Raw genomic sequence first — 20,730 nt, 5'->3', positions numbered from 1 at the left:
TCGGTGCCTAAGCTGGGGACATGACCGATTCGCCCCTTGAGCGGGCGCGCTATTGGCGGCATCCCGGGCTGCCTGATGTCGAGCTGCTGAAGGCCAGCTTCGTGCGGCACACCTTCTCCCGGCACACGCACGACACCTACACCTTCGCGGTGATCGAGGCCGGGGTCGAGGAGTACCACTACCGCGGATCGCTGCGCAGGGCCGGAACGGGGGCCGTCGCGGTGGTCGAGCCCGGCGAGGTGCACACGGGACACGCCGTGTTCCCCTCCGGGTGGCGGTACCGCGTGCTCTACCCCGGCGTCGACGCCGTCGCGGAGGCGGCCGCCGAACTCGGCCTGCGCGCCACCCCCGCGTTCCCCGACGACGCCATCCAGGCCCCTGAGAGCGCCCGCCTGCTGCGCGCCGCGCACGTGGCCGCGGAGCGCGGCGACCGGCTGACCGCGTCCTCGCTCACCCGCGAGGCACTGGTCCACATGATGCGCAGGCACGCCCGCCCCTCGCTCGGCATCCGCGCAGGAGGGGCGCCGGTGCCCTCCCGCGCGGCGGCCGACGCGCGCGACCTCCTGCACGGGACCCTCGTGGACCCGCCCCGCCTCGACGACCTCGCCGCGGCCGTCGGCTGCACCCCCTTCGCGCTGCTGCGCGCCTTCCGTTCCGCTTACGGGCTCCCGCCGCACGCCTACCTGAACCAGCTGCGGGTGCACAGCGCCCGCCGGATGCTGCTCGACGGAGTGGCGCCCGCTCAGGTCGCGGCGGCCGTCGGCTTCGCCGACCAGTCCCACTTGAGCCGGCACTTCAAGCGCGCCACGGGTGTCCCGCCCGGGGCGTTCCAGAGGGGCGCTGCGCGCATCGGGCCCCGCGGGCACCCCTCCAGCCGATAGGTTGCTCGGATGGACGACCTCGCGACGTACCCCCCATTCGTCTTCGAGTCCACCGACCACGCCCCGGGCTACGCGCTGCGGCTCCGTGACGGCCACCTCGCCTCGGCCGACGGCGTCTTCGCCGCAGCGGGCTGGCCCTCCAGCGGCCGCGGCTGGGCGGGAGTGGCCCGGTTCCTCCTGGACTCCGGTGCCACCACCGGGGGCGGCCCCGTCTCCTTCGACGGCGAAGGGGGCACGTTCGCCTGCTACTCGGCCGACGCGGTGACCCTCGACCGGCTGGCGGCCCTTCTCCAGACGCTGCACCGCGACCACGCCGCCCTGGCCCGGCTGCTCGCCCAAGCGGGTGACGCCCGCGCCGATTGAGCCGCGGAGCGGGACCGGTGCCGGGCGACCGCCGTCCGGGCCGGTGGACCTCGCCGTACCGGACGGCGGGGGCACGGGCCGGTGGACTACGCTTCGGCGCATGCTGACCATCGTCGCCGCCGAGGACGCCCAGGACCGCGCGGCCGTTTTCGTCATCCGCGGTGCCGTGTTCGTGGCCGAGCAGCAGGTGCCGATCGAGGAGGAGTGGGACCGGCACGACCTCCTCGCCGACCACCTCTTGGCGCGGCTCGACGGTGTGGCCGTGGGCACCGGGCGGCTGGTGGAGATCGACGGAGCGGCGGTGCTGGGGCGGCTGGCGGTGCTCCCGCGGGCGCGGGGGACCGGAACCGGTGCCGCGCTGGTGCGCGCCCTTGAGGACCGTGCCCGCGAGCGGGGGCTGAAGACCGTGGAACTGCACGCCCAGACCCACGCCCTCGCGTTCTATGAGAAGCTCGGCTACCGGTCCTACGGCGACGAGTTCCTGGACGCCGGGATTCCGCATCTGCACATGCGCAAGGACCTCTGAGCCGGCGGCAGCGGCCCGGCGCGCCTCGGCCCGCGGCGGCGCCGTGGCACCGCTTTCCGGCCGGCTTCGGCCTCGGTGGTGAGCATCACGAAATAGCACCGGGAACGTCGCGGTTGCACGTGGCGGCGGCGGGCGTCCCGGTGCGGACCGGTCTGCTCGGGGTGGCCCCGCAGGATCCGTTTGCTACTACCGAGTAATGTTCTAGTCCGGTGGAGGTGTTCCCTCCCGTCGGTTCTCGGGCGGCGACGCCCCTACGGCACGGGCGGGCGAGCACGGCCCGCGGCGCCGAGGGGATGCCGCCCACCGCCATCCCTCCGGCCGCAGCCCCTGCTCGGCCGAGCCCCGCACGACCCCGAAGGAAGCCATGACGGTCGACACCCAGCCGGCACCCCGGTTCCCCGATCCCCGAGACTTCGGGTTCACCGTTCTCGATGAGGCGGAGATCCCCGCGGAGCTGACGGCCCTCGTCGGCCAGGTGCGCAGCCTGGTCGACGCCGTCGCCCACACCGAGGCCGGCCCCGAGGCCCTGGAGCGGGCGCGTGCCGCGGCCGCCGAGGCCACCGCCGCGCTCGGCGGCGAACGCCGCGCGATCGGCGCCATGGTCCGCCACACGCGGCCCGACGGCGGAGCCGAGTACGGGACCGTGACCAACATCGTCGCCGGCCCGACCAACCCGGCCGCCCCGCCGTTGCGGCTGGAGCGCGACGGCGACGGGCTGCGGGGCGAGGTCGTCCTGGGCGGCGTCTACCAGGGCCCCCCGGGGCTCGTGCACGGCGGCTGGATCGCCGCCCTGCTCGACCAGGCACTGGGCAGCGCCGCCAACGCGGCGGGCGTGCCCTGCCTGACCGCCAAGCTCGACGTCGACTACCGCGACCCCACTCCGCTCAACGTCCCCCTGCACATCACGGCGCGGGTCACCGGGGCGGAGCGCCGCAAGGTCTTCGTCTCAGCGGAGATCCGCCACAACGGCGAGGTCACCGCCGAGGGCACGGCCATCATGGTGCGGATCCCGCTCCCCGGGTGACCCCGCCCACCGGTGACGGGGAGACGCCCGCCGCGCCTGGCGGTGCGCACACAGGGGCTCCGTCCTCCGGTGCCCCGGTCCGCGTGCCGGGCGGAACGGAGCCGTCGTCGGGAGCCGTGCACCGCAGGCGGGCGGGCGCGAACAGGGGACGGAGGCCGTGCCCGCGGACGGCACCCCCTCCGCGGGGCCGATGGCGCCCCCGCACCCGGCCTGCTCCGGCCGCATGCGCTTTCCGCACCAGTGTCCGTCACCGCTCCCGCGGAAGCACGGAAGGCGTCCGCGCCGCCCGTCCGGACTCGCTCGATCGGGGCAACCGCGGACCTTCCGGCGACGGCCGGCGGCGTGTCGCCCGCCGACCGATATGGGTAAAAGCGGACTTTAGCGATCTACACCGTCAAGATGGGCATGTCATAAGAGAGCGGACCGGGCGCGGGTGACCGGATCCGGCCACCCCACCCTCCGGGACGTCCGAATCGTCCACGACCGCGCCGACCGTATCCACCCGCCGGCAGCCGCTGGCGCCGACGCGGTCCCGGGGAACAGCGGGGCCGAAGGGGTAGGGGACGAGGCCGGGGCGGGTGGCTCGGGGTGGGGGCGACCCGGACCGACCCGACTATGGCGCATCTCATCGTGCCGGTCGACGCCCGGCGTCGCCGATCGGTTCCCGGGTCCGATAGACCGGAAGGGTGACCGTGTTCTCTTCTCCCGCGCAGGCCGAGATCCCCACCCGGGGCGGGTTGGCGGAGACCCTGTTCGACCGCGCGGAGCGCGACCCCGGCTCGGCCGTGCTGTGCCGCCGGGACGGGGACCGCTGGCGGGACGTCTCGGCCGCCGGCGTCCGCGACGAGGTCACCGCCGTGGCCAAGGGCCTCATCGCCTCCGGGATCGAACCCGGCGACCGGATCGCCCTGCTCTCCGCCAACCGGTACGAGTGGACCGTGCTCGACTACGCCGTCTGGGCAGCGGGCGCGGTGTCCGTGCCCGTCTACCCCTCGTCCTCCGGCGCCCAGATCGAGATGGTCCTCGCCGACTCCGGCGCCGTCGCCTGCCTGGCCGACGACGACGATCACACCCGCGCCGTCGACGGGGTCCGCCCGCGCCTGCCGGCCCTGCGGCACCTGTGGACCATCGACGCCGGAGCCCTCGCCGACCTCACCGCCGCCGGTGCCGCGATCGGCGACGCCGAAGTCGGCCGGCGCCGCGAGGGCGTGTCGCCCGGCGACCCCGCCACCATCGTCTATACCTCGGGCACAACGGGCCCGCCCAAGGGGTGCGTCCTCACCCACGCGAACTTCTTCGCCGAGGTCGGGAGCGTCGTGCACGCCCTCTCGGTGCTGTTCGAGCCCGGGGCCGACGGCACCCCGCCCTCGACGCTGCTGTTCCTCCCCCTGGCCCACGTATTCGGCCGGATGGTGCAGGTGGGGGTGGTCCACGCCGGGGCCCGCCTCGGGCACACCGGCAGTGTCCGCTCCCTGATCGCCGACCTGGGGACCTTCCGCCCGACCTTCCTGCTCGCGGTGCCCTACGTCTTCGAGAAGATCCACGCCACCGCGCGTTCGCGCACCAGCGGGCTCCGGCGGCGGATCTTCGACGCCGCCACCGACACCGCCGTCGCCTACAGCCGCTCGCTCGACCACGGCGGACCGGGCCTGGGCCTGCGGCTGCGCCGCCGGCTGTTCGAACCGCTGGTCTACCGCAGGCTCGCGGCCGCGCTCGGGGGGCGGTGTACCCGCGTGCTCTCCGGCGGCGGCGCCCTGGACACGCGGCTGCTGCACTTCTATCGCGGTATGGGCCTGGAAGTGTACGAGGGGTACGGACTGACCGAAACCACGGCCGCCGTCCTCGCCAACGTCCCGGGCCGGGTGCGGCCGGGGACCATCGGCGGCCCGCTGCCCGGGGTGTCGGTCACGCTCGCGGCGGACGGGGAGATCCTGGTGAAGGGCGGCCAGGTCTTCGCCCGCTACTGGAACCGGCCGGCGGAGTCCGCGGCGGTCTTCGACGCCGACGGCTGGTTCGCGACCGGTGACCTCGGCGTGTGCGACGCCGACGGCTATATCCGGGTCACCGGCCGCAAGAAGGAGATCCTGGTGACCGCGGGCGGCAAGAACGTGGCCCCGGCCGCCGCCGAGGAGCGCATGGCCGCCGACCCCCTCGTCGGCCAGTGCGTGGTGGTCGGCGACGGCCGCCCCTTCGTCAGCGCCCTCATCACCCTCGACCCCGCCGAGTTCGCCTCCTGGAAGGAGCGCAACGGCCACCCCGCCGACGCCACGGCGGCCGGCCTGGCGGAGGACGCGGGCCTGCGCGCGGCGGTGCAGCGCGCCGTGGACGCCGCCAACGGCGCGGTCTCTCGCGCGGAGTCGGTCCGGGCGTTCACGATCCTCGCCGAGCCGTTCAGCGTCGAGGCCGAGACTCTGACGCCGACGCTCAAGCCGCGCCGCGACGCCATCGCGGCCCGGCACGCCGACGCGATCGAGCGCATGTACGCCCCGCGCGGCGCTCGCTGACCGCCCAAGGGCGTCCCGGTGCCCACCGGCGCCCCACCCGCCGGTCGCGCCACGTTTTCGGTCGCGCTTCCGTGGCCGCCCGCCGACCCGGTCAATGGCGTTTACGGGTGACGGGAGTACCCTCTCGGCGCCAGGTCATCGTTACCGTCAAGGCGCTTTCCGTGGCGGCTCGGGCAATGAAGACGTCGGCCTCGGCGTTGACGCTGATACCCATTTCAACGGTGATCTCTTCGGGCCCGGCGGCCAGGTCACCCAATTCGCGTCCGATCAGGCGGGAGAGCTCTCGGACTTTTCCCAGTATCGCCTCGAATTTCTCGTCGGCCGCGCGGATGATGTCCCGGCCGGACACCTCCTGCATGCCAGGTGAGCTTCCCGCCGCCTCGACCAGCACGGACGCGCCTTCGTCACTGGTGAAACGGATGATCTCCGCCATGGTGAGCCGCCTTTCGCCGTCGTCCGCCGCGCCGCCGTCGCCTCGTCTTCGCCGACCGCCCGCCGCGACGTAAGGTAACTGTCCGCTATCGGGCTACATGAATTGGTCCACACCGGGGATATAAAAAAACGACCGGAGACATGTCGGGATAATCGTCGTGGGAAGATCCGTGTTCCGTTTGCGTTCCTCTGTACAGGTGGTCGGCCACTCGTCTTGGTCGAGAGTTCCGTATGAGCATTGATTCGATCGTGCCCGGAGACGAACCCGGAAGAGGGAGGAGCCGGCGCCGGCCCAAGGGCGTGTCGGCATGTGTTCCGAGGCATGAACCCATGTGGTGGAAGTCCAGTTACAGCAACAATCCGCCCGACTGTGTGGAGGTCGCCCGGGTGCCGGGGGCCCGCGTGCTGGTGCGTGATTCCCACGACCCGGGCGGTGCGGTGATCGGGGTGAGCCTCCGGGCGTGGCGGGAGTTCGTGGTCGGGGTCGGCCGGGGGGAGCTCGGCTGAGGGTGCGGCCGGGGGCGCGCGTCCCCGCCGCGCCCCCGGCCGCACCTGGCTCACATCCCGTTCATGAACAGGTCGCAGTTGGCGCGCACGTCGTGTGCCGCCGACCGCGTGGCCGGGTGGTCGGGACCGAACAGCGCCCGGTACTGGCGCGCGACCTCGGCCCGCTCCTCCTCCAGCGGCACCCCTTCGACGACCCTGCGGTCCATCATCAGGTTGCGCAGCGCGGCCAGGGTCAGCGGGTGGTCGTCGCCGAAGACCTGCACCGCGCGTTCGTGCGTGCGCTGGTCCAGGTCGAGCGCCGCACGGGCGTCGCCCGCCGCGAACAGGTCGCTGGCGAGGTTGACGGCGTTGGCGAGGCTGGCGGGGTGGTCGTCGCCCAGCCGGTCGGTATGGACGCCCATGGCCTCTTCGTCGGCGGCCCGCGCCTGGTCGACCCGCCCGAGGAGGCGCAGGGTGACCGCGTGGTTGAGCAGGGCGTCGGCGTAGAGCGGGTGCTGGGCGCCGTAGATGCCGCGGTAGTGGGCCAACGCGTTCGACGACAGCGCGAGGGCGGCGTCGTGCTCGCCGATCGCGCGCAGCGACACCGCGTGGCTGGCCGCGGCGCGCACCGTGCTCTGGGAGTCCGGGCCGGAGTGGTCCTCGAACATGCGGTACGCCTCGTGCGACAGGGCGACGGCCTCGCGCAGGCGGCCGGTGCGGCGCTTGACCGCCGACAGCGCGAGCATGGTGATCAGTCGCAGCGGCGACTGCGCGGGGTAGAGGCGGGAGTTGTCGGCGTGCAGTTCGTCGAGGAACTGCATGGCCTCCCAGTAGCGGCCGGACTCCATGAGCCCCTGGGCGTAGCCGTACTTGCTGCTCAGGGTGCGCGCGTGCTCGGGGCCGAGCATCTGGATGCGGCGCTCGTGGTTGTAGCGGTCGATCTCCATGGCGCTGGTGAAGTCGCCGGTGAGCCGCAGGCCGATGGCGTGGATGTGCGCGGTTTGCAGGGTCAGGGGGTCGTCGCGGCCGAAGAGGCGCTGCTGGCGTTCCATCACCTCGCGGCTGACCTCCACGGCGTCGCGGAACCGGCCGAGGTTGCGCAGGTCCAGCGCGAGGTCGATGCGGGCTTCCAGGGTCTCTTCGTCGTCGGTGCCGCGCAGCCGGGTGAGGGTCTCGACGAGCCGGATGCTGCGCTCGTAGGACTCCTGGAAGCGCCCCAGGCTGGACAGGATCAGCGCGTAGCGCATGGACACGCGCAGGGTCTGCGGGTGCTCGGCGCCCAGCTTCTCTGTCCACAGGTTGAGCGCGCGCCGCCCCAGCGGCTCGGCCTCGCCGGGCCGGCCCCACAGGTCGAGGAAGCGGACCTCGCTCAGCACCAGCTGGCGCGCCCACTCGCTCTCGCAGTCCCACTGCTCGGTCTCCCACACGTGGGGCAGCAGTTCGACGTAGCGCGGCCAGTCGTGGGCCGACAGGGGGTCGCCGGGGTCGAGGTTGGCCAGCAGCATGTGGGCGCAGTGCCGCAGCTCGGTGCGCTCTTCGGTGCTCAGCGGCAGCTTGAGCGCCTCTTGGACCAGCCGGTGCAGCTGGAAGGTGGAGTTGCGGTGGTCCATCTTGACCAGCGCGTAGCGGTCGATGGCGCGCAGCGCGCGGCTCAGCTCGATGCCGGGGTCGGCGAGGATCGCGGCGAGCTCCGCGGGGGCCTCGACGTTGCGGGCGTTGTTGAACAGGCGCCGCGGGATCGGCTGGGGCGCCAGGAACGCGCACACCTGGAGCAGCCGCAGTGCCCCCGGGTTGGACTCGCGCAGCCGTTCCAGGGTCATGTTCATGGTGGCCGCCACCGACCACGGGTAATCCGGGCCGGGTGAGACGTTGGACAGCAGTTCCTCGGTCTTCTCGTCGAACAATTCGAGCCACTCCGTGGCGGGCATCAGGGTTTCGTAGAGCCACACCGCGGTCTGCTCGATCGCGAGCGGCAGGTCGCCGAGCTTGTCGGCGATGCGGTCGGCGTCCTCGGCGGAGAGGCCCTCGGGACCGCGCCGGTGCAGCAGCTCGGTGCTCTCGTGCCGTTCGAAGGTGTCGACCTGGACCAGGTTGCCGCTGACCGTGCGCCACTGGGGGGACCGCGAGGTGATCAGCACCTGCCCCGGGCCCCCTGACGGGATGAACGGCTGTACCTCGGAGGGCTCGGACGCGCTGTCGTAGACGAGCAGCCAGTTGGCGTAGGGCGTGCCCGTCCGCAGGGATTCCAGGACCGCGCGCACGGTCGCGGCGGGGTCGCCGCCCGGCTGGAAGCCGAGTTTGGGGGCCAGCTCGATCAGTGACTGCTGGATCTGGGAGGGGGTGTCGGAGGGGACCCACCACACGAGGTCGTAGTCGCCGCGGTGGCGCCAGGCGAACTCCTGGGCCAGCTGGGTCTTGCCCACGCCGCCCATGCCCTGGAGCGTCTGCGGGAAGACCTGCGGCGGCGGCAGCGGGCGACCCGGCCGCGGGCGCGGCGCCGACTGGGGAAGGACCGTGGTGTCGCCTTCGCGCAGCCGGTCGCGCAGCTCGGACAGGAGGCTCTCGCGCCCGACGAAGGTCGCGTTGCGCGGCGGGATCTGTCCCCAGACCAGCGGCCGGGTGCGCGGGCCCTGCGGCACGTCCCCGAAGGGGTCGTAGCGCACGGGCTCGGGCGCGGATCCTCCGTTCAGCACAGAGGAGGCCGGGCCGCCGATGGGGCTCGCCTGGGAAATGCCGGTCGGCTGGGGATCTGCTGGAACCACGGTCGTATCCTCTGGGCTTTCACGGTCGTGAGCGGCGTACCGGGGGACGGGTTCGGGGTCGGCGGCGGTGTCCGTGCCCGGATCCCGGCGGGCCGGGTCGGATCGCCGGTCCTCCGGTGGCGTGTCATCGGGGTCGCCGCGGCCGGGCGGCGGCTCCGCTGCGGCCCGGCGGAGCTGTTCGGGCAGCGCGCCCAGCGCCGGCGCGACGGCGTCGGCGAAGGGCGCGGTCGCGGGGTCGGCCCGCGGCAGGCGCTCCTCCGGAGCCTGGCCGAGGAGGAGCCGTTCCAGGGCGGCGAACCACGGAACGGAGTCCCGGTAGCGGGCGGCGACCGCCTCCAGCAACTCCTTGACCTCGCGGCGGCTGCCCCCGGCGGCGAGGAGGAGTTCGCGCACGCCGGGGTGGAACTCCAGGGTCACCCGGTCGCCGCGGTCGATGCCGGGGGTGTCGTCGGTGCGCCGGATCAGCCCGGAGCACAGCACCTCGGTGAGGTCGGAGGGCCGGGGGTCGGCGGTGAACCGCTCCTGGACCAGCCGGATGGTCGCGAGGTTGAGGGGGATCGCGGCCAGGCGGACGGCCAGGCGGAACGCCGCGGGCGAGGCGACGACGCGGAAGATCTCGACGCGCTCGCGGGCGTCGAGCGGCCGCTGCCCGGGTTCGTCGGCGCTCGGGAAGGGCGGCAGGACCTCGGCGGCGGGGGCCTCCAGGAGGCCGGCGGGTGCGTCGCCCGGACCGGGGTCGGGCGGCGCGGACTCGACCACGAGCGCGGTCGTGGCGTATTCGCGGTCGCCGCGGTGACCCCGGACGAAGCGCGCCCAGCGTTCGATGTCGTGCGCGGCGATGGGGAAGACCGGAACGGCCACGGAGCCGTCCGGCAGATCGGGCGGCTCGGGCGCCGGGCCGCCGGGGGACAGCGGGTGCGCGCGATAGGCGGTGTTGGGGGGCGCGGTCCCGCTGGGGGAGACCGGGGCGTGCAGCCCGACGTGCCACGGGCGCATACCCGTGCCCCGCCATAGGGGCCGGTCCAGCAGGTGGGCGACGCCCACGGCGGCGTCGGCGCCCCAGCGGGCCAGCCAGCCGCCCATGGCGCCGTTGTGCCAGCCGTCGCCCACACCGTCGCTGAGGACGAGCAGCAGATCGCGGTCGCGGCCGGCGAAGAGGCGGGCGGGGTGGGGCGCCGGGCCGTGGGCGGCGCGCAGGGTGAGGTCGGCGGCGCGCGCCTTGTCGGAGTCGAAGGAGAAGGTCCGGATGGTGCGGAAGACCTGGAGCGGGCCGAGCAGGGACAGCAGGTCGTCGACCAGCGGCTGCTGGACGATCATGGACAGGCTGTCGTCGACGAGCACGGTGAGGTGGTCGGCGACCTCCAGCAGAGGGGAGAACACGGGCAGGACGGGGGTGCGCCGCGCGCGCCCGGGCCGGGGGTCGGCCAGTGCGCGCTGGGCGAAGCCGTCGGCGGTGGAGTCCTCGTCGAGCCGGGTGGCGCGCGGGGCCTCGCCGCGGCGGCGGAAGGTCTGGAAGGCGCGGACGAGCGCGCGGCGCTCGCTGAGCCGGGGCCGGGCCGGAGCGGGCAGGCCGGAACCGCCGGGCGGGGGCGGGTGCGACGGAGGCTCGGGGGAGGGCGCCGGGGCGGGCGGGAGCGGCGCCGACATACCGGGGTCGGGGGCCGGCGGCGGGGGCTCGGCGGGTGGCGGGGGTGCGAGGGCGGGGACGTCGTCGCGCGCCCGGGAGGGGTCGGGCGGGGGTGTGGCGGGTTCAGGGCCGGCGGGGTCGGGGTCGTCGCCGGAGTGGTCGCGGTGGGCCGCCAGCCACAGCGCGTCGCCGATCTCCCACCAGGTGGGGGAGGCGGCCGGGGGGTCGTGGGACGGCTGATCGGGGGACGGCGGCGATGCCGGCCCCGCGGTCCTGGGCCGTCCTAGACCCTTGTCGCCGGTCACCCACGGCCCGCTTCCATGAGGCGTTGCCAGACCAGTCCCAGTATCCGGTTCCAGGCGTTCGGATCCAAGGATGTGGCATGCGTGCGGACTTCGGAACTAACGAGATGGACGGAGTTCAGTAGCTGGTCGATGGAGAGTCCGCCGAGCTCGTCGCACCGGCGCAGGAACTCGGCGATGAGTTCGCGGTCGGCGGTGCGGTCGCGGCCGTCGAAGTGGGCGCAGACGATGTCGGCGAGCTGGTCGTGGGAGGGCCGCTGGAGGCGCAGGGGCAGGCAGCGGCGCAGGAAGGCCGGCGGGAAGGGGCGTTCGCCGTTGCTGGTGATCGCGATGAAGGGGAACTCGTGGCAGCGGACCGCGCCGCCCTCGATGGACGCGGTGCCGTCGGGGTCGTCGGTGGGGACGGTGATCCGGGGCTGGGCGGAGCGGAGCCGGGCGAGTTCGGGGACGTCGTAGGAGCCGTCCTCCAGGACGCCGAGGAGGTCGTTGGCGAGGTCGGCGTCGCCCTTGTCGAATTCGTCGATGACCAGGACGCGGGGGAGGCGGTGCGGCAGCAGGGCGGTGCCAAGGGGGCCCAGGCGCAGGTAGTCGCCGATGGGGCGGTCGTCGGGCGTGGTGCCGGGGGCGGCCGCGGCGTCGGCGGAGATGTCCTGGATGCGGGCGAGGGGGTCGTAGCGGTAGAGGCCGTCGCGGAGGGTGGAGCGGCTGGTGATGGACCAGCGCAGGACGCGGCCCAGGCGGAGCTCGCGGGCGACCCGGTAGGCGAGGCTGGACTTGCCCACGCCGGGGTCGCCGGTGATCAGGAGGGGGCGGCGCAGCAGGAGGGCGGTGTTGACGGCGTCGACGACCGTGGTCTCGTGCTCGGTGAGCGGGCGGTCGGCGGGGGTCGCGGAGGCGCCAAGGATCCGGGTGGTCTCGGTTTCGTCGGCCGGTGGGTCGGGCTGGTCCGGCCCGCCGTCGAAGCGTCGCCAGGGCGGCGGGTGGGGGAGCCGCTCCTGGAGGCTCGCGGCGTACAGGTCGGGGCGGCCGGTGCCGCGGTAGATCCACCAGGACGGCGAAGGGGTGCCGCCGGTGCCGGCATGCGCGGGGCCGGACGTCGGTGAGGACGCCATCAGAGGACCTTCCTCGTCGCTGTCATCGCGCCTTTTTCGGGGAAGAGAATATGCCAGTCGGACGGAGTTCTCTAATTTGGTGGAAATCGTCGTGAATGACGGTTATATCGTAGGGATCGTATCCTTCGTCCTCATAGTCCGGATCTGCACTCCGGACACGCCACCTGTGCAGGTATTCCGGCAGGGTGTCGAGGTCGTTGCGGGAGATGGCGCCTCCTTCCCGCGTAATTGCCGATCCTAGCGAATCGTGGAATCTTCGTGTCGCCTCGGAGTCGGCCGCATCCAGCCAGGTGATCGCCGGAAGACCGGCCTCCAAAGCCCGGTAGAGCTGTCGTTCCCCGTCATCGCGATCGGGACGCGTCCCCAGTGCCACGAGCACGATGGCGGGGTCGGCCAGCCGGTCCTGTAGAGGGATACCCCCCTCCGCCGGAGGCGCGGTCGGAATGCGGTAGAGGATGCCGCCGTCGTTGCCGCCGAGCAGCTGCCAGCGCCGCAGCAGCCGGGTGCGCGTGTGCCCCCACGCCGGCACCCGGGTATGGAGCCGCTCGGTGTGGTGCAGGACGATCTCATAGGCCGCGCCCACCCGCTCGCCCTCGCCCGACGCCGGCGCGCGCAGCCGCCATTGGGCGATGCGCTGGGTCAGCAGCGAGAACGGCAGGAAGAACTCCAGCCGGGTCGGGGGCGGCGCCTCCTCGGCGTCCCAGAAGCCCGCCCCGGCCTCGGCCGCCTCGATCCAGCCGAGGACCGTGTCGCGCACCCCCTCGGCCGCGACCTCCGCGGAGCCGCCGTTGGTGAGGTCGCCCCCGTTGTCGATCCAGTGCGACAGGATGTAGCGCGCGGGGTCGGCGGGGTCGGTGGGCACCGCCTCGGCGGCGAAGATCAGCCTGCCCTTCGCGGGGGGCGGGCCGGCCGCGGCGGCGCCCCGCAGCTCGGCGAGGGCGCCGCCGGGCACCTCGCCGCCGCGCCTGCTGTCGGAGTAGGCGCGCAGCACCGCGGTGTTGGCGACGCCGGTGCGCGCGATCTGCTCCACGAAGACGATCTCGCGCGGCATGCGGTCCGCGCGCGGTGTCATGGCCCGCAGGTGGGTGAACGCGTCCCAGGCGGTCGTGAAGTCGGCGCCTTCGGGGATGCGGTCGCGCGTCGCGGCCAGGTAGGCGGCCGCCACGGCCTCGAAGCGCAGCGCCGTCAGCGCGGGCTCCAGCGCGTCGAGCTCGGGGTCGGCGAGCAGGGGCGACAGCGGGGCGACCATCTCCAGCGGCTCCATCAGCCCGATGTGGCCGCCGCCGTGGGCCGTCGCGTAGCGCGCCTTGACGATGATCCCGATGACCGCCCCCTCCGCGGCGTCGAGCACGCCGCAGCCGCTGAAACCGGGCTCGAAGTGCGCCGGGCGGGACTCGGCGATGTGCACTTGGGCGCGGTGCGGGAGGTCCCCGCCGGGCCCCACCACGTGGGCCTCGGCGCTGAGGCCGTGCGGGCTGTCGCGCGGATAGCCCTTGACCCGCACGGCGCGGGGGCGCCCGGTGGCGGAGATCTCGGCCATCCGGCCGCCCAGGCGCGCCGCCGAACTGCCGCGGACGGCGCGGTCGAGGCTGAGGAGGGTGGTGTCGCGCTCGGCGTTCCAGGTCGAGGCCACGACCCGGGCGGTCCGGGTCCGGTAGTCGCTTCCGCAGGGCACGTCCACGGCCACCGGCTGCCCGGGATCGGGCACGGCCGGCTCCGCCGTCCTGCCCAGGGCGGCGTTGACGACGTGGACACAGGTCAGGATCCGGTCGCCCGGGACCAGCACGCCGCCGCCGACGACGGCATCGCCGGAGCCTTTGATCCGGACCTGCCAGGTGGGGGTGAGGACGAGCGAAGGAGATGCCACCGTGACGCGGCCTCTTTCTTCGGTTGTATGGGGGGCCTTCCACGCTGCGCGCAATTCGGCTGGCTCTTTATGTTCCCTTTGTGGCGCTGTTTACTCTACGTATGGAGGCGGCTACGCGACTATATGAGGTGAGACGCTCGGAGAGGCGGAGAGGTTCCAGGAGAAAGGGGGTAGGGGCACCCGATCCGCCCGGAGCGGACCGGGCCGCGGACATGACTTCGGCACGGCCGCAAACCAGGTTGCCACCGTGCCGGAAAGGAGCCCGCTAACCGAGCGTCACGATCGACTTGTATTCAAGATAGGGGTCCAGTCCCTCGGGGCCGAGCTCGCGCCCCACCCCACTGGCACGGTAGCCGCCGAACGGCGTGTTCACATCGATGTTGTAGAAGTTCACCCCGAAGGTTCCGGCCCGCACGCGGCGCGCCACCGCGAGCCCCCGCGCGGGATCGGCGGTCCACACCGACCCCGCCAGGCCGTACGCGCTCTCATTGGCCAGGCGCACGGCGTCGTCCTCGTCGTCGTAGGGCACCACCACGACCACCGGGCCGAAGATCTCCTCCTGCGCGATGCGCATGGAGTTGTGCGCGTCGGCGAAGACGGTCGGCTCCACGTAGAAGCCGCGGTCGCGCCCCGCAGGACGGCCGCCCCCGACGGTGACCCGCGCCCCCTCGGCGCGGCCGATCGCGATGTAGCCCTCCACGCGCTCGCGCTGGCCGGCCGACACCAGCGGCCCGATCTCGGTCGCGGGGTCGGCGGGGTCGCCGACCACCAGGGTCCCCACACGCTCGGTCACCGCGTCCACGACCTCCGTGTAGCGCGAGCGGGGGGCGAGCACCCGGGCCTGGGCGATGCACGCCTCGCCGTTGTTGAGGAGCGCGGTCATCGGCAGCATCCCGATGTAGGCCGCCAGGTCGGCGTCCTCGAGGACGATCGCCGCCGATTTCCCGCCCAGTTCCAGGCTCGCCCCGGCCAGCCGCTCGCCGCAGATCGCCCCGATGCGCCGGCCCGCGGCGGTGGAGCCGGTGAACGCGACGTGGTCGACGCCGCGGTGGCGCACCAGGTGCTCGCCCGCCTCGCGCCCGCCCGCCACGATGTTCAGCACGCCCGGCGGCACCCCCGCCTCGTCGGCGGCTTCGGCCAGCACATAGGGGTCGAGCGCGGTCTCGGGCGCCGGTTTGACCACCACCGCGCAGCCGGCCAGCAGGGCCGGGCCGATCTTGGCCGCGATGAGGAACTGCGGGACGTTCCACGGGACGATCGCCGCGACCACCCCGACCGGCTCGCGCTCGACGTGCACCGGGCCGAACAGCCCGGGGCGGGTTTCGGTCCAGGCGGTGTCCGCCGCGAGGCCGGCGTAGTAGGAGAGCGTCTGGTGCGCCAGGGGCGCCTGGGCGAGCTGGGAGAAGGAGAGCGGACTGCCCATCTCGGCGGTGATCAGGGCGGCGAGCTCACCGGAGCGCTCCTCGTAGAACCGGGCCAGCCGCGCGAGGACCGCGGCCCGCTCGCCGGGGGAGGTGTGGGGCCAGGGGCCGTGGTCGAACGCCTCCCGGGCGGCGTTCACGGCGCGGTCCATGTCGGCGGGGGAGCCGTCGGGCACCCGGCCTATGGCCTCCTCCGAGTGCGGCGAGACGACCTCGATGCCGCCCGCTCCGGCGGGCGCCACCCGGTCTCCCCCGATGTAGAGCCGGTCATGCGTGCGCATCCGACCTCCTCCTTGCCTGGACGCTACGTTGACAGAACCCGTTTCAGTTTCCCGGCCCGTCACGGTCTTGGGCTAGGGGAGGAGCGAGGGCGTATACGTGGAACGCGTTATCGCCGGAGGGCCCCGCGCGGCGGCCCGCCGCAGCGGAAGCGGTAGGATCCCCCCATGACGATCCACCGCCACCGCGTGTTCATCCGGCCGACCGCGTCCGCGTCGGCCTCCGGCACCTAGGCGGCAACGGGACGTACGTCGGCACCAGAGCGCGAAGGCCACGGCCTTCCGCTCTTTTTCTTTTCCCGCGGCCGGCCCGCCTCCCGTTCAGCGGCGCGCCGGCCGCCCCCGCGACGAAGGAGCAGCACATGGCCCCGGCCACCGACACGGTCACCGACCTCCGATCCCGCATCGACCGCGTGGACGCCGAGCTCGCCGGGCTACTGGAGGAGCGCGCGCTGCTGGCGGCCGAAATCCAGCGGCACAAGCCGGTGGGCGGCTTCGTCGGCCGCGACCCCGGGCGCGAGCGCGCGCTCGTCGCCGCCATGGCGCACCGCGCGCCCCGCCTGGGCGCGCCCCGGCTGGCCCGCATCATGTCCGCCGTCATCGAGGCGGGTCTCGAAGCGGCCGAGGAGGAGGCGCGGGCGCCGCTCGCCGACCGGTGATCCCGGACCGCCCCCCGGCTGCCGGGAACGGGGCGGCACGGCGGTCACCCGCGCCCGGCGCCCCCGGCGCCGGCGAGCCGGGCGAGCCGTTCACCGGCCCGCCGCGGCGACCGCGCGTGGCGCCCGAGGGCGTGCCAGGGGTCGCCGCGGTCCGCCAGCTCCGCCAGGCGCCGGGGCAGGCTGCGCACGGCCCACACCTGAGCCGACCCGGCCCGCTCCAGTTCGCTCCACGACAGCGGGGTGGCCACCGGAGCTCCCGGCAGTGCGCGCACGGCATAGGGGGCGACCGAGTGCTGGGCGTAGGAGTTGCGCATGGTGTCGAGGAAGAGCCGCCCGCCGCGCCGGTTCTTGCGCACCTCCGTGGTGAGGCGATCGGGATGGCGCCGGGCGGCGGTGTCGGCGATGCCGCGGGCGAGGTCGCGGACGGCGTCGATGTCCTCCTCCGGGCGCAGGGGCACCACGACGTGCAGGCCCCGCGATCCCGTGGTCATGACGTAGCCGGCCAGCGCCACCTCCGCCAGCACCTCGCGGACGTCGCGGGCGGCGCGCCGGGCGGCGGCGAAGTCGCGGCCCGGCGGGTCGAGGTCGATGACCATCCGGTCGGGCCGGCGCAGGGCGGCGGCCCGGGTGGTCCAGGGGTGCAGGGTGATCGCCGCCTGGTCGGCCAGCCACAGCAGGGTCGCGGTGTCGTCGCAGACCGGCATCGTGATCGGGTCGCCGTGCATGCGCTCGACCCGCACCCCGCGCACCCACTCCGGCGTGTACTCCGGCAGGTTCTTCTGGAAGAAGCCGGGCGTGCCGGAGGCGCCGGGATCGATGCCGTCGGGGAAGCGGTGCAGCGCCAGCGGGCGCCCCCGCACGTGGGGGAGCATCACGGGCGCCACCCGGCGGTAGTGCTCCGCCAGTTCCCGCTTGGTGACCCCGCCGGCGCCGAACAGCTCCTTGCCGGGCCGCCCGATGCCCACCCGGCGCCGGCCCGCTGCGAAGTCCTCGACCGCCTTGCCCACCGCGGCGTCAGGACGCGTCCCGACCGCCCAGGTCGCGGCCGGTGAGGGTGCGCCCCTCGTCGTCGGCGACCTGCTGGAGGCGGCGGCCGGTGCGGACCGACTCCGGGCTGCTGGTCGTCGGGCGCCGGCGGGCGTCGGCCTCGGCGTCCCTCTCCTTGACCAGCAGCCACGCCTCGTCGGCGCCGGTGCGGAAGCGGCTCAGCGCGTAGCCGCCGCTCAGCTTCTCGCCGTCGAGCCGGAACGACACGTGCCCGTGCTCCAGCCCCTCGGCCATGCTCAGCTCGCGGTCGCGCTTGTGCGTGGTGTTGGTGTAGGTCCCGGTGTCCCACACCAGGACCGTCCCGCCGCCGTACTCGCCGGCCGGGATGCTGCCCTCGAAGGCCGCGTAGTCGAGGGGGTGGTCCTCGGTGGGCACCGCGAGCCGCTTCTCCCGGGGATCCGTCGAGGGGCCCTTGGGCACGGCCCAGGACCGCAGCACACCGTCGACCTCAAGGCGCAGGTCGTAGTGGTCGCGGCGGGCCACGTGGTGCTGGATGACGAAGACCGGCCGGCCGGCGGCGCCGTCCGGGCGCTCCGCCGACCCGCGCGGTTCGCGCGTGCGCGCGAAGTCGCGCCTGCGGTCGTAGTCCGACAGCCCGCCCCGGTCCTGCGCGCCCATGGCACCCCCTGCCGCCGCTGTTGCGCCGTCCCTGCGGCGGCTACCCGCGACCGCGCGGCACACACGTCGCGCCGCCGGCCCCGCGCACGGCGTCCGTGCGGCGGTCAGGCGGGGCCGTCGTGCCGGGACCACCACAGGGCGAAGCGCAGGACCGCCAGCCCGGTCCGCACGAGCGCCATCGAGAGCCGGAACCAGTCACCGCGCCGCTCCCACCGCGGCGTATCACCCCGACGCACCATCTCTCCCCCTCATCGCCGACGACCGCCCGGCACGCGCTGTGTCCGGACATATCACTCCGTACCCGACCTCATGGGGTGGTATTCGTACGCTTGTTCGATGAATTCCCCAAGGTGCGCCCAGGAGGGGGCCGGGGCGCACCGCGGCGGGGCGCGGTCAGGCGCGCACGTCGAGCCAGACGAGGCGGTGGTCGGAGGCCGCGGCGGCCGCCGGAGCCTCCGGCTCCGACTCCGTCGGCCAGTACACCCCGGTCCCGCGTACCGGGAGGCCGCGCGCGGGCAGCACATAGTCCACGCGCAGGTTCCCGGGGGCGGGGTCGTCGCCGAAGTCGGCGGTGTCGAACGCCGGGTCGCCCGTGTGGCCGTCGTTGGCGCCGCCCTGGAGCCGGGCCGCCTCGGGCCCGCCCTCGCTGCCGGGGCGCACCGTGCCGTCGACCCGCCCCGACCCGAGCAGCTGCGCGACGGCCCCGGGGTGGCCGTCGCCGTCCTCGGGGTCGGCGTTGAGGTCCCCCGCCACCACGAACGCCGCGCCGGGGCGCAGCCCGCCGCGCGTTCCCGCGTCGTCGTAGATGTAGCCGCCCCTGCGCGGGTCCACATAGTCGGCCCAGAAGCGGATCTCGTCGTGGTTGCGCAGCACGTTGCGCCGCTCGGGGCCGTCGAAGCTCGGCGGGGTGGGGTGGGCGGCGAGCAGGTGCACCGTCCGGCCCCGGCCGGTGCGCACCGGGACGTCCCAGTGGCTCTTCGACGACAGCCGCAGCGTCTCCAGCTCGTCGTCGGAGTAGAAGCCCTCACCGGTGGCCGGGTCGGTCGGCAGCAGCGCGCCGGGCATGTCCGCCCAGCGGAACGTCTGGAACGTGCGCACGGCGTCGGTGTCGATGGGGTACATGGAGTAGACGACCATCCCGTACTGCCCCGGGAACGCGCCGAAGCCGAACGCGTCCTCGGCGTAGCCCGGCGCGCCCGGCTCCGTCACCGCGGACCCGTTGTTGTCCAGGTCCATGCCCGAGGCGACCCCCGTGTTCACGGGGGCGCTGTAGCGGTGCGGGTAGGCGATCGGATCGGCGCCGTTCTGCCCCTCGGACAGGTAGTCGTCCTGGAACAGGCGCGCCGCCCGGCCCCGCGCGTCGTGGTCGAACTCGTTCATCAGCAGCACGTCGGGGCGGGTGCGCTGGACGACCTCGGCGACGGCGCGCGCCTGCGCGTCATCGGGCGTGGACAGGTCCTCGACCAGCCCGCCCTCGTCCGGCCGGTTCAGCGCGGCGTTGAAGGTCGCGAAGCGCACCTGCGGGCCGCCGCCCTCCTGCGCGGGGTCGGCGGCGGCCGGCGCGGGGACGGCCGCCGCCGAGGCGGCGAGCAGGGCCGTCGCAAGGACGCGGAATGCAGCGGGCGGTGGGCGCAGTCGCATGGGGGGCCTTTCCTCGATCCGGGTCCGCAACGGGCGGACCCCACCAAGGGTGCCGTTCCGGGCCGCGGAGCGGGAGGCCGCGGGGTGAACATCGTGTACCGGCCGGTGCGGCCCGGCGCCCGGATCAGGCGCCGGCGGCCGCCGCGGGCAGGCCGATGCGCTGGAACTCGTGGCTCATCTCCACCGTGCGGAACCCCAGCGCCGTGTTGACCGCCAGCATGGGCCCGTTCACCTCGGCGTTCCAGGTGTGCACCCGGCTCCGGCCGGTGGCGGCGCGGTCGAGCAGCTCCAGGTTGCGGACCTTGAGGGCGGCGCTCAGCCTGCGCCCGCGGTGCTCGGCCAGGACCAGCGTGTCGTTCTGGTAGGCCACCCCCGGCACGTGGGCGGGGACCTCCAGCTGCGTGTAGCCGGCGGGGGCGCCGTCGGAGGTGAGGGCCGCGGTGGTGATGAGCGTCATCCCCCGCGCCTCCTCGCGGCGCTCGCCGGCGCGCACGCGTTCCGGGGGCCACGGGGTGGGCGACTGGTCGAGGTCGCCCCAGGGGACGTCGGTCTCCATGATGCCGCGCATGCGCGCGTAGGCGTCGACGTGCTCATCGGGGCACCGGCCGACCCAGGAGACGGTGGTCAGCCCGGCGGCGGCCAGGATCCCGCCGGCGCCGATCGCCGCCAGCGCGTCGGGGGAGGGCGGCAGGTCGAGGACCGAGTGCTTCTCGCACAGCGCGCTGGTGAATCCGTTGCGCAGGGCGAACCGCGCGCCCGGGCTGGTCTCGTGGGGTGCGCCCGGCGCCACACCGACCTCGGCGGAGACCGTCCTGCGCCCATTGCGGGCGGCCACCGCGTAGGCGTGGGCGAGCAGGGCGGAGCCGTGGCCGCGCCCCCGCAGGCCGGGGCGGACGTTGATGTCGAGGCTCGCGGTGTGCACGTTGCCGTGCAGGGGCAGGCTCATCCAGAGCGTTCCGACGACACCGCCGTTGTCGACGGCCGCGTAGGCGCGCTTGTCGTATTCGTCGTCGGCCTCCCGCAGCTGCGCCAGGATCTCCTCGAAGGCGTCGACCAGGGGGGCGGGGCGGCCCGCGAGGGCTCCTTCGCGCATCGCGGCGTACCAATCGCGCAGGGCGGCCTCGTCCGCCGGATCGATCTGCCGGATCTCGGGCACCGTCACCGTCATCGTCGTCTCCCC

17 protein-coding genes are annotated in these 20,730 nt (G+C 74.2%); 7 read left to right on the top strand and 10 right to left on the bottom strand.

The annotated features are described in order from the left end of the window. Nucleotides 1-20: 20 nt before the first annotated feature. The 5 genes from ACFO4E_RS06110 to ACFO4E_RS06090 all read left to right on the top strand — a co-directional run bounded on the left by ACFO4E_RS06110 (nt 21) and on the right by ACFO4E_RS06090 (nt 5,298). Nucleotides 21-881 (top strand): AraC family transcriptional regulator, encoded by an 861-nt coding sequence (locus tag ACFO4E_RS06110; RefSeq protein ID WP_378572042.1) that lies wholly within the window; start codon nt 21-23, stop codon nt 879-881. A 9-nt stretch (nt 882-890) separates the two neighbouring features. Beyond that, on the top strand, nt 891-1,244 hold the full coding sequence (locus tag ACFO4E_RS06105) for an Imm51 family immunity protein (protein ID WP_378572041.1): 354 nt from the start codon (nt 891-893) through the stop codon (nt 1,242-1,244). 100 nt (nt 1,245-1,344) lie between these two features. Next, complete coding sequence (locus tag ACFO4E_RS06100; RefSeq protein ID WP_378572040.1) at nt 1,345-1,770, top strand: GNAT family N-acetyltransferase; 426 nt, start codon at nt 1,345-1,347, stop codon at nt 1,768-1,770. A 364-nt stretch (nt 1,771-2,134) separates the two neighbouring features. Further along, entirely contained in the window at nt 2,135-2,794 is a 660-nt protein-coding gene (locus tag ACFO4E_RS06095) for a PaaI family thioesterase (RefSeq protein WP_378572039.1), read from the top strand. A gap of 686 nt (nt 2,795-3,480) precedes the next feature. Beyond that, a complete protein-coding gene (locus tag ACFO4E_RS06090) occupies nt 3,481-5,298 on the top strand; it encodes an AMP-dependent synthetase/ligase (RefSeq protein ID WP_378572038.1) in 1,818 nt (605 codons plus the stop codon). Between the two features lie 91 nt (nt 5,299-5,389). On the opposite strand, the gene ACFO4E_RS06085 is transcribed toward ACFO4E_RS06090, so the two are convergent. Beyond that, nucleotides 5,390-5,731, bottom strand: coding sequence for a CU044_2847 family protein (locus tag ACFO4E_RS06085; RefSeq protein WP_378572037.1), 342 nt, complete (start codon nt 5,729-5,731; stop codon nt 5,390-5,392). Nucleotides 5,732-6,060: 329 nt separating this feature from the next. Here ACFO4E_RS06085 and ACFO4E_RS06080 point away from each other — a divergent pair, with 329 nt between their 5' ends. Further along, nucleotides 6,061-6,237, top strand: coding sequence for a DUF397 domain-containing protein (locus ACFO4E_RS06080; protein WP_378572036.1), 177 nt, complete (start codon nt 6,061-6,063; stop codon nt 6,235-6,237). A 50-nt stretch (nt 6,238-6,287) separates the two neighbouring features. On the opposite strand, the gene fxsT is transcribed toward ACFO4E_RS06080, so the two are convergent. From fxsT to ACFO4E_RS06060, 4 genes are all read right to left on the bottom strand, one after another. Further along, the gene (gene fxsT / locus ACFO4E_RS06075) at nt 6,288-10,910 is read right to left on the bottom strand and encodes an FxSxx-COOH system tetratricopeptide repeat protein (protein ID WP_378572035.1); all 4,623 of its coding nucleotides are present in this window, start codon (nt 10,908-10,910) and stop codon (nt 6,288-6,290) included. Beyond that, the gene (locus tag ACFO4E_RS06070) at nt 10,907-12,019 is read right to left on the bottom strand and encodes an AAA family ATPase (RefSeq protein ID WP_378572034.1); all 1,113 of its coding nucleotides are present in this window, start codon (nt 12,017-12,019) and stop codon (nt 10,907-10,909) included. Before ACFO4E_RS06070 ends, fxsT begins: the two co-directional genes overlap by 4 nt. A gap of 22 nt (nt 12,020-12,041) precedes the next feature. Continuing rightward, complete coding sequence (locus ACFO4E_RS06065) at nt 12,042-13,886, bottom strand: VMAP-C domain-containing protein (RefSeq protein WP_378572033.1); 1,845 nt, start codon at nt 13,884-13,886, stop codon at nt 12,042-12,044. A 265-nt stretch (nt 13,887-14,151) separates the two neighbouring features. Further along, entirely contained in the window at nt 14,152-15,588 is a 1,437-nt protein-coding gene (locus ACFO4E_RS06060) for an aldehyde dehydrogenase (RefSeq protein ID WP_378572032.1), read from the bottom strand. Nucleotides 15,589-15,947: 359 nt separating this feature from the next. Here ACFO4E_RS06060 and ACFO4E_RS06055 point away from each other — a divergent pair, with 359 nt between their 5' ends. Next, a complete protein-coding gene (locus ACFO4E_RS06055) occupies nt 15,948-16,244 on the top strand; it encodes a chorismate mutase (protein WP_378572031.1) in 297 nt (98 codons plus the stop codon). A gap of 44 nt (nt 16,245-16,288) precedes the next feature. Here the strand turns inward: ACFO4E_RS06055 and ligD are convergent, their stop codons facing one another. From ligD to ACFO4E_RS06030, 5 genes are all read right to left on the bottom strand, one after another. Further along, a complete protein-coding gene (gene ligD / locus ACFO4E_RS06050) occupies nt 16,289-17,251 on the bottom strand; it encodes a non-homologous end-joining DNA ligase (RefSeq protein ID WP_378572030.1) in 963 nt (320 codons plus the stop codon). Between the two features lie 7 nt (nt 17,252-17,258). Then, nucleotides 17,259-17,909, bottom strand: a complete 651-nt coding sequence (locus ACFO4E_RS06045; RefSeq protein ID WP_378572029.1) for a DNA polymerase ligase N-terminal domain-containing protein — start codon at nt 17,907-17,909, stop codon at nt 17,259-17,261. Nucleotides 17,910-18,013: 104 nt separating this feature from the next. After that, complete coding sequence (locus ACFO4E_RS06040) at nt 18,014-18,148, bottom strand: hypothetical protein (RefSeq protein ID WP_378572028.1); 135 nt, start codon at nt 18,146-18,148, stop codon at nt 18,014-18,016. A 154-nt stretch (nt 18,149-18,302) separates the two neighbouring features. Further along, entirely contained in the window at nt 18,303-19,550 is a 1,248-nt protein-coding gene (locus ACFO4E_RS06035) for an endonuclease/exonuclease/phosphatase family protein (protein WP_378572027.1), read from the bottom strand. A gap of 124 nt (nt 19,551-19,674) precedes the next feature. Continuing rightward, nucleotides 19,675-20,718, bottom strand: coding sequence for a GNAT family N-acetyltransferase (locus tag ACFO4E_RS06030; RefSeq protein WP_378572026.1), 1,044 nt, complete (start codon nt 20,716-20,718; stop codon nt 19,675-19,677). Nucleotides 20,719-20,730: the final 12 nt, after the last annotated feature.

The organism is Nocardiopsis mangrovi, from assembly GCF_042653925.1.
GTDB classification, from domain to species: domain Bacteria; phylum Actinomycetota; class Actinomycetes; order Streptosporangiales; family Streptosporangiaceae; genus Nocardiopsis_B; species Nocardiopsis_B mangrovi.
Note: the sequence above shows the minus strand (reverse complement) of the source record. Positions and strands in the feature narration are given on the sequence as shown.

Bases quoted from the DNA above. Each gene is read 5' to 3' on its own strand.
- ACFO4E_RS06110 (WP_378572042.1), top strand. From the start codon at position 21: ATGACCGATTCGCCCCTTGAGCGGGCGCGCTATTGGCGGCATCCCGGG.
- ACFO4E_RS06105 (WP_378572041.1), top strand. From the start codon at position 891: ATGGACGACCTCGCGACGTACCCCCCATTCGTCTTCGAGTCCACCGAC.
- ACFO4E_RS06100 (WP_378572040.1), top strand. From the start codon at position 1,345: ATGCTGACCATCGTCGCCGCCGAGGACGCCCAGGACCGCGCGGCCGTT.
- ACFO4E_RS06095 (WP_378572039.1), top strand. From the start codon at position 2,135: ATGACGGTCGACACCCAGCCGGCACCCCGGTTCCCCGATCCCCGAGAC.
- ACFO4E_RS06085 (WP_378572037.1), bottom strand. From the start codon at position 5,731: ATGGCGGAGATCATCCGTTTCACCAGTGACGAAGGCGCGTCCGTGCTG.
- ACFO4E_RS06080 (WP_378572036.1), top strand. From the start codon at position 6,061: ATGTGGTGGAAGTCCAGTTACAGCAACAATCCGCCCGACTGTGTGGAG.
- ACFO4E_RS06070 (WP_378572034.1), bottom strand. From the start codon at position 12,019: ATGGCGTCCTCACCGACGTCCGGCCCCGCGCATGCCGGCACCGGCGGC.
- ACFO4E_RS06060 (WP_378572032.1), bottom strand. From the start codon at position 15,588: ATGCGCACGCATGACCGGCTCTACATCGGGGGAGACCGGGTGGCGCCC.
- ACFO4E_RS06055 (WP_378572031.1), top strand. From the start codon at position 15,948: ATGGCCCCGGCCACCGACACGGTCACCGACCTCCGATCCCGCATCGAC.
- ACFO4E_RS06045 (WP_378572029.1), bottom strand. From the start codon at position 17,909: ATGGGCGCGCAGGACCGGGGCGGGCTGTCGGACTACGACCGCAGGCGC.
- ACFO4E_RS06040 (WP_378572028.1), bottom strand. From the start codon at position 18,148: ATGGTGCGTCGGGGTGATACGCCGCGGTGGGAGCGGCGCGGTGACTGG.
- ACFO4E_RS06035 (WP_378572027.1), bottom strand. From the start codon at position 19,550: ATGCGACTGCGCCCACCGCCCGCTGCATTCCGCGTCCTTGCGACGGCC.
- ACFO4E_RS06030 (WP_378572026.1), bottom strand. From the start codon at position 20,718: ATGACGGTGACGGTGCCCGAGATCCGGCAGATCGATCCGGCGGACGAG.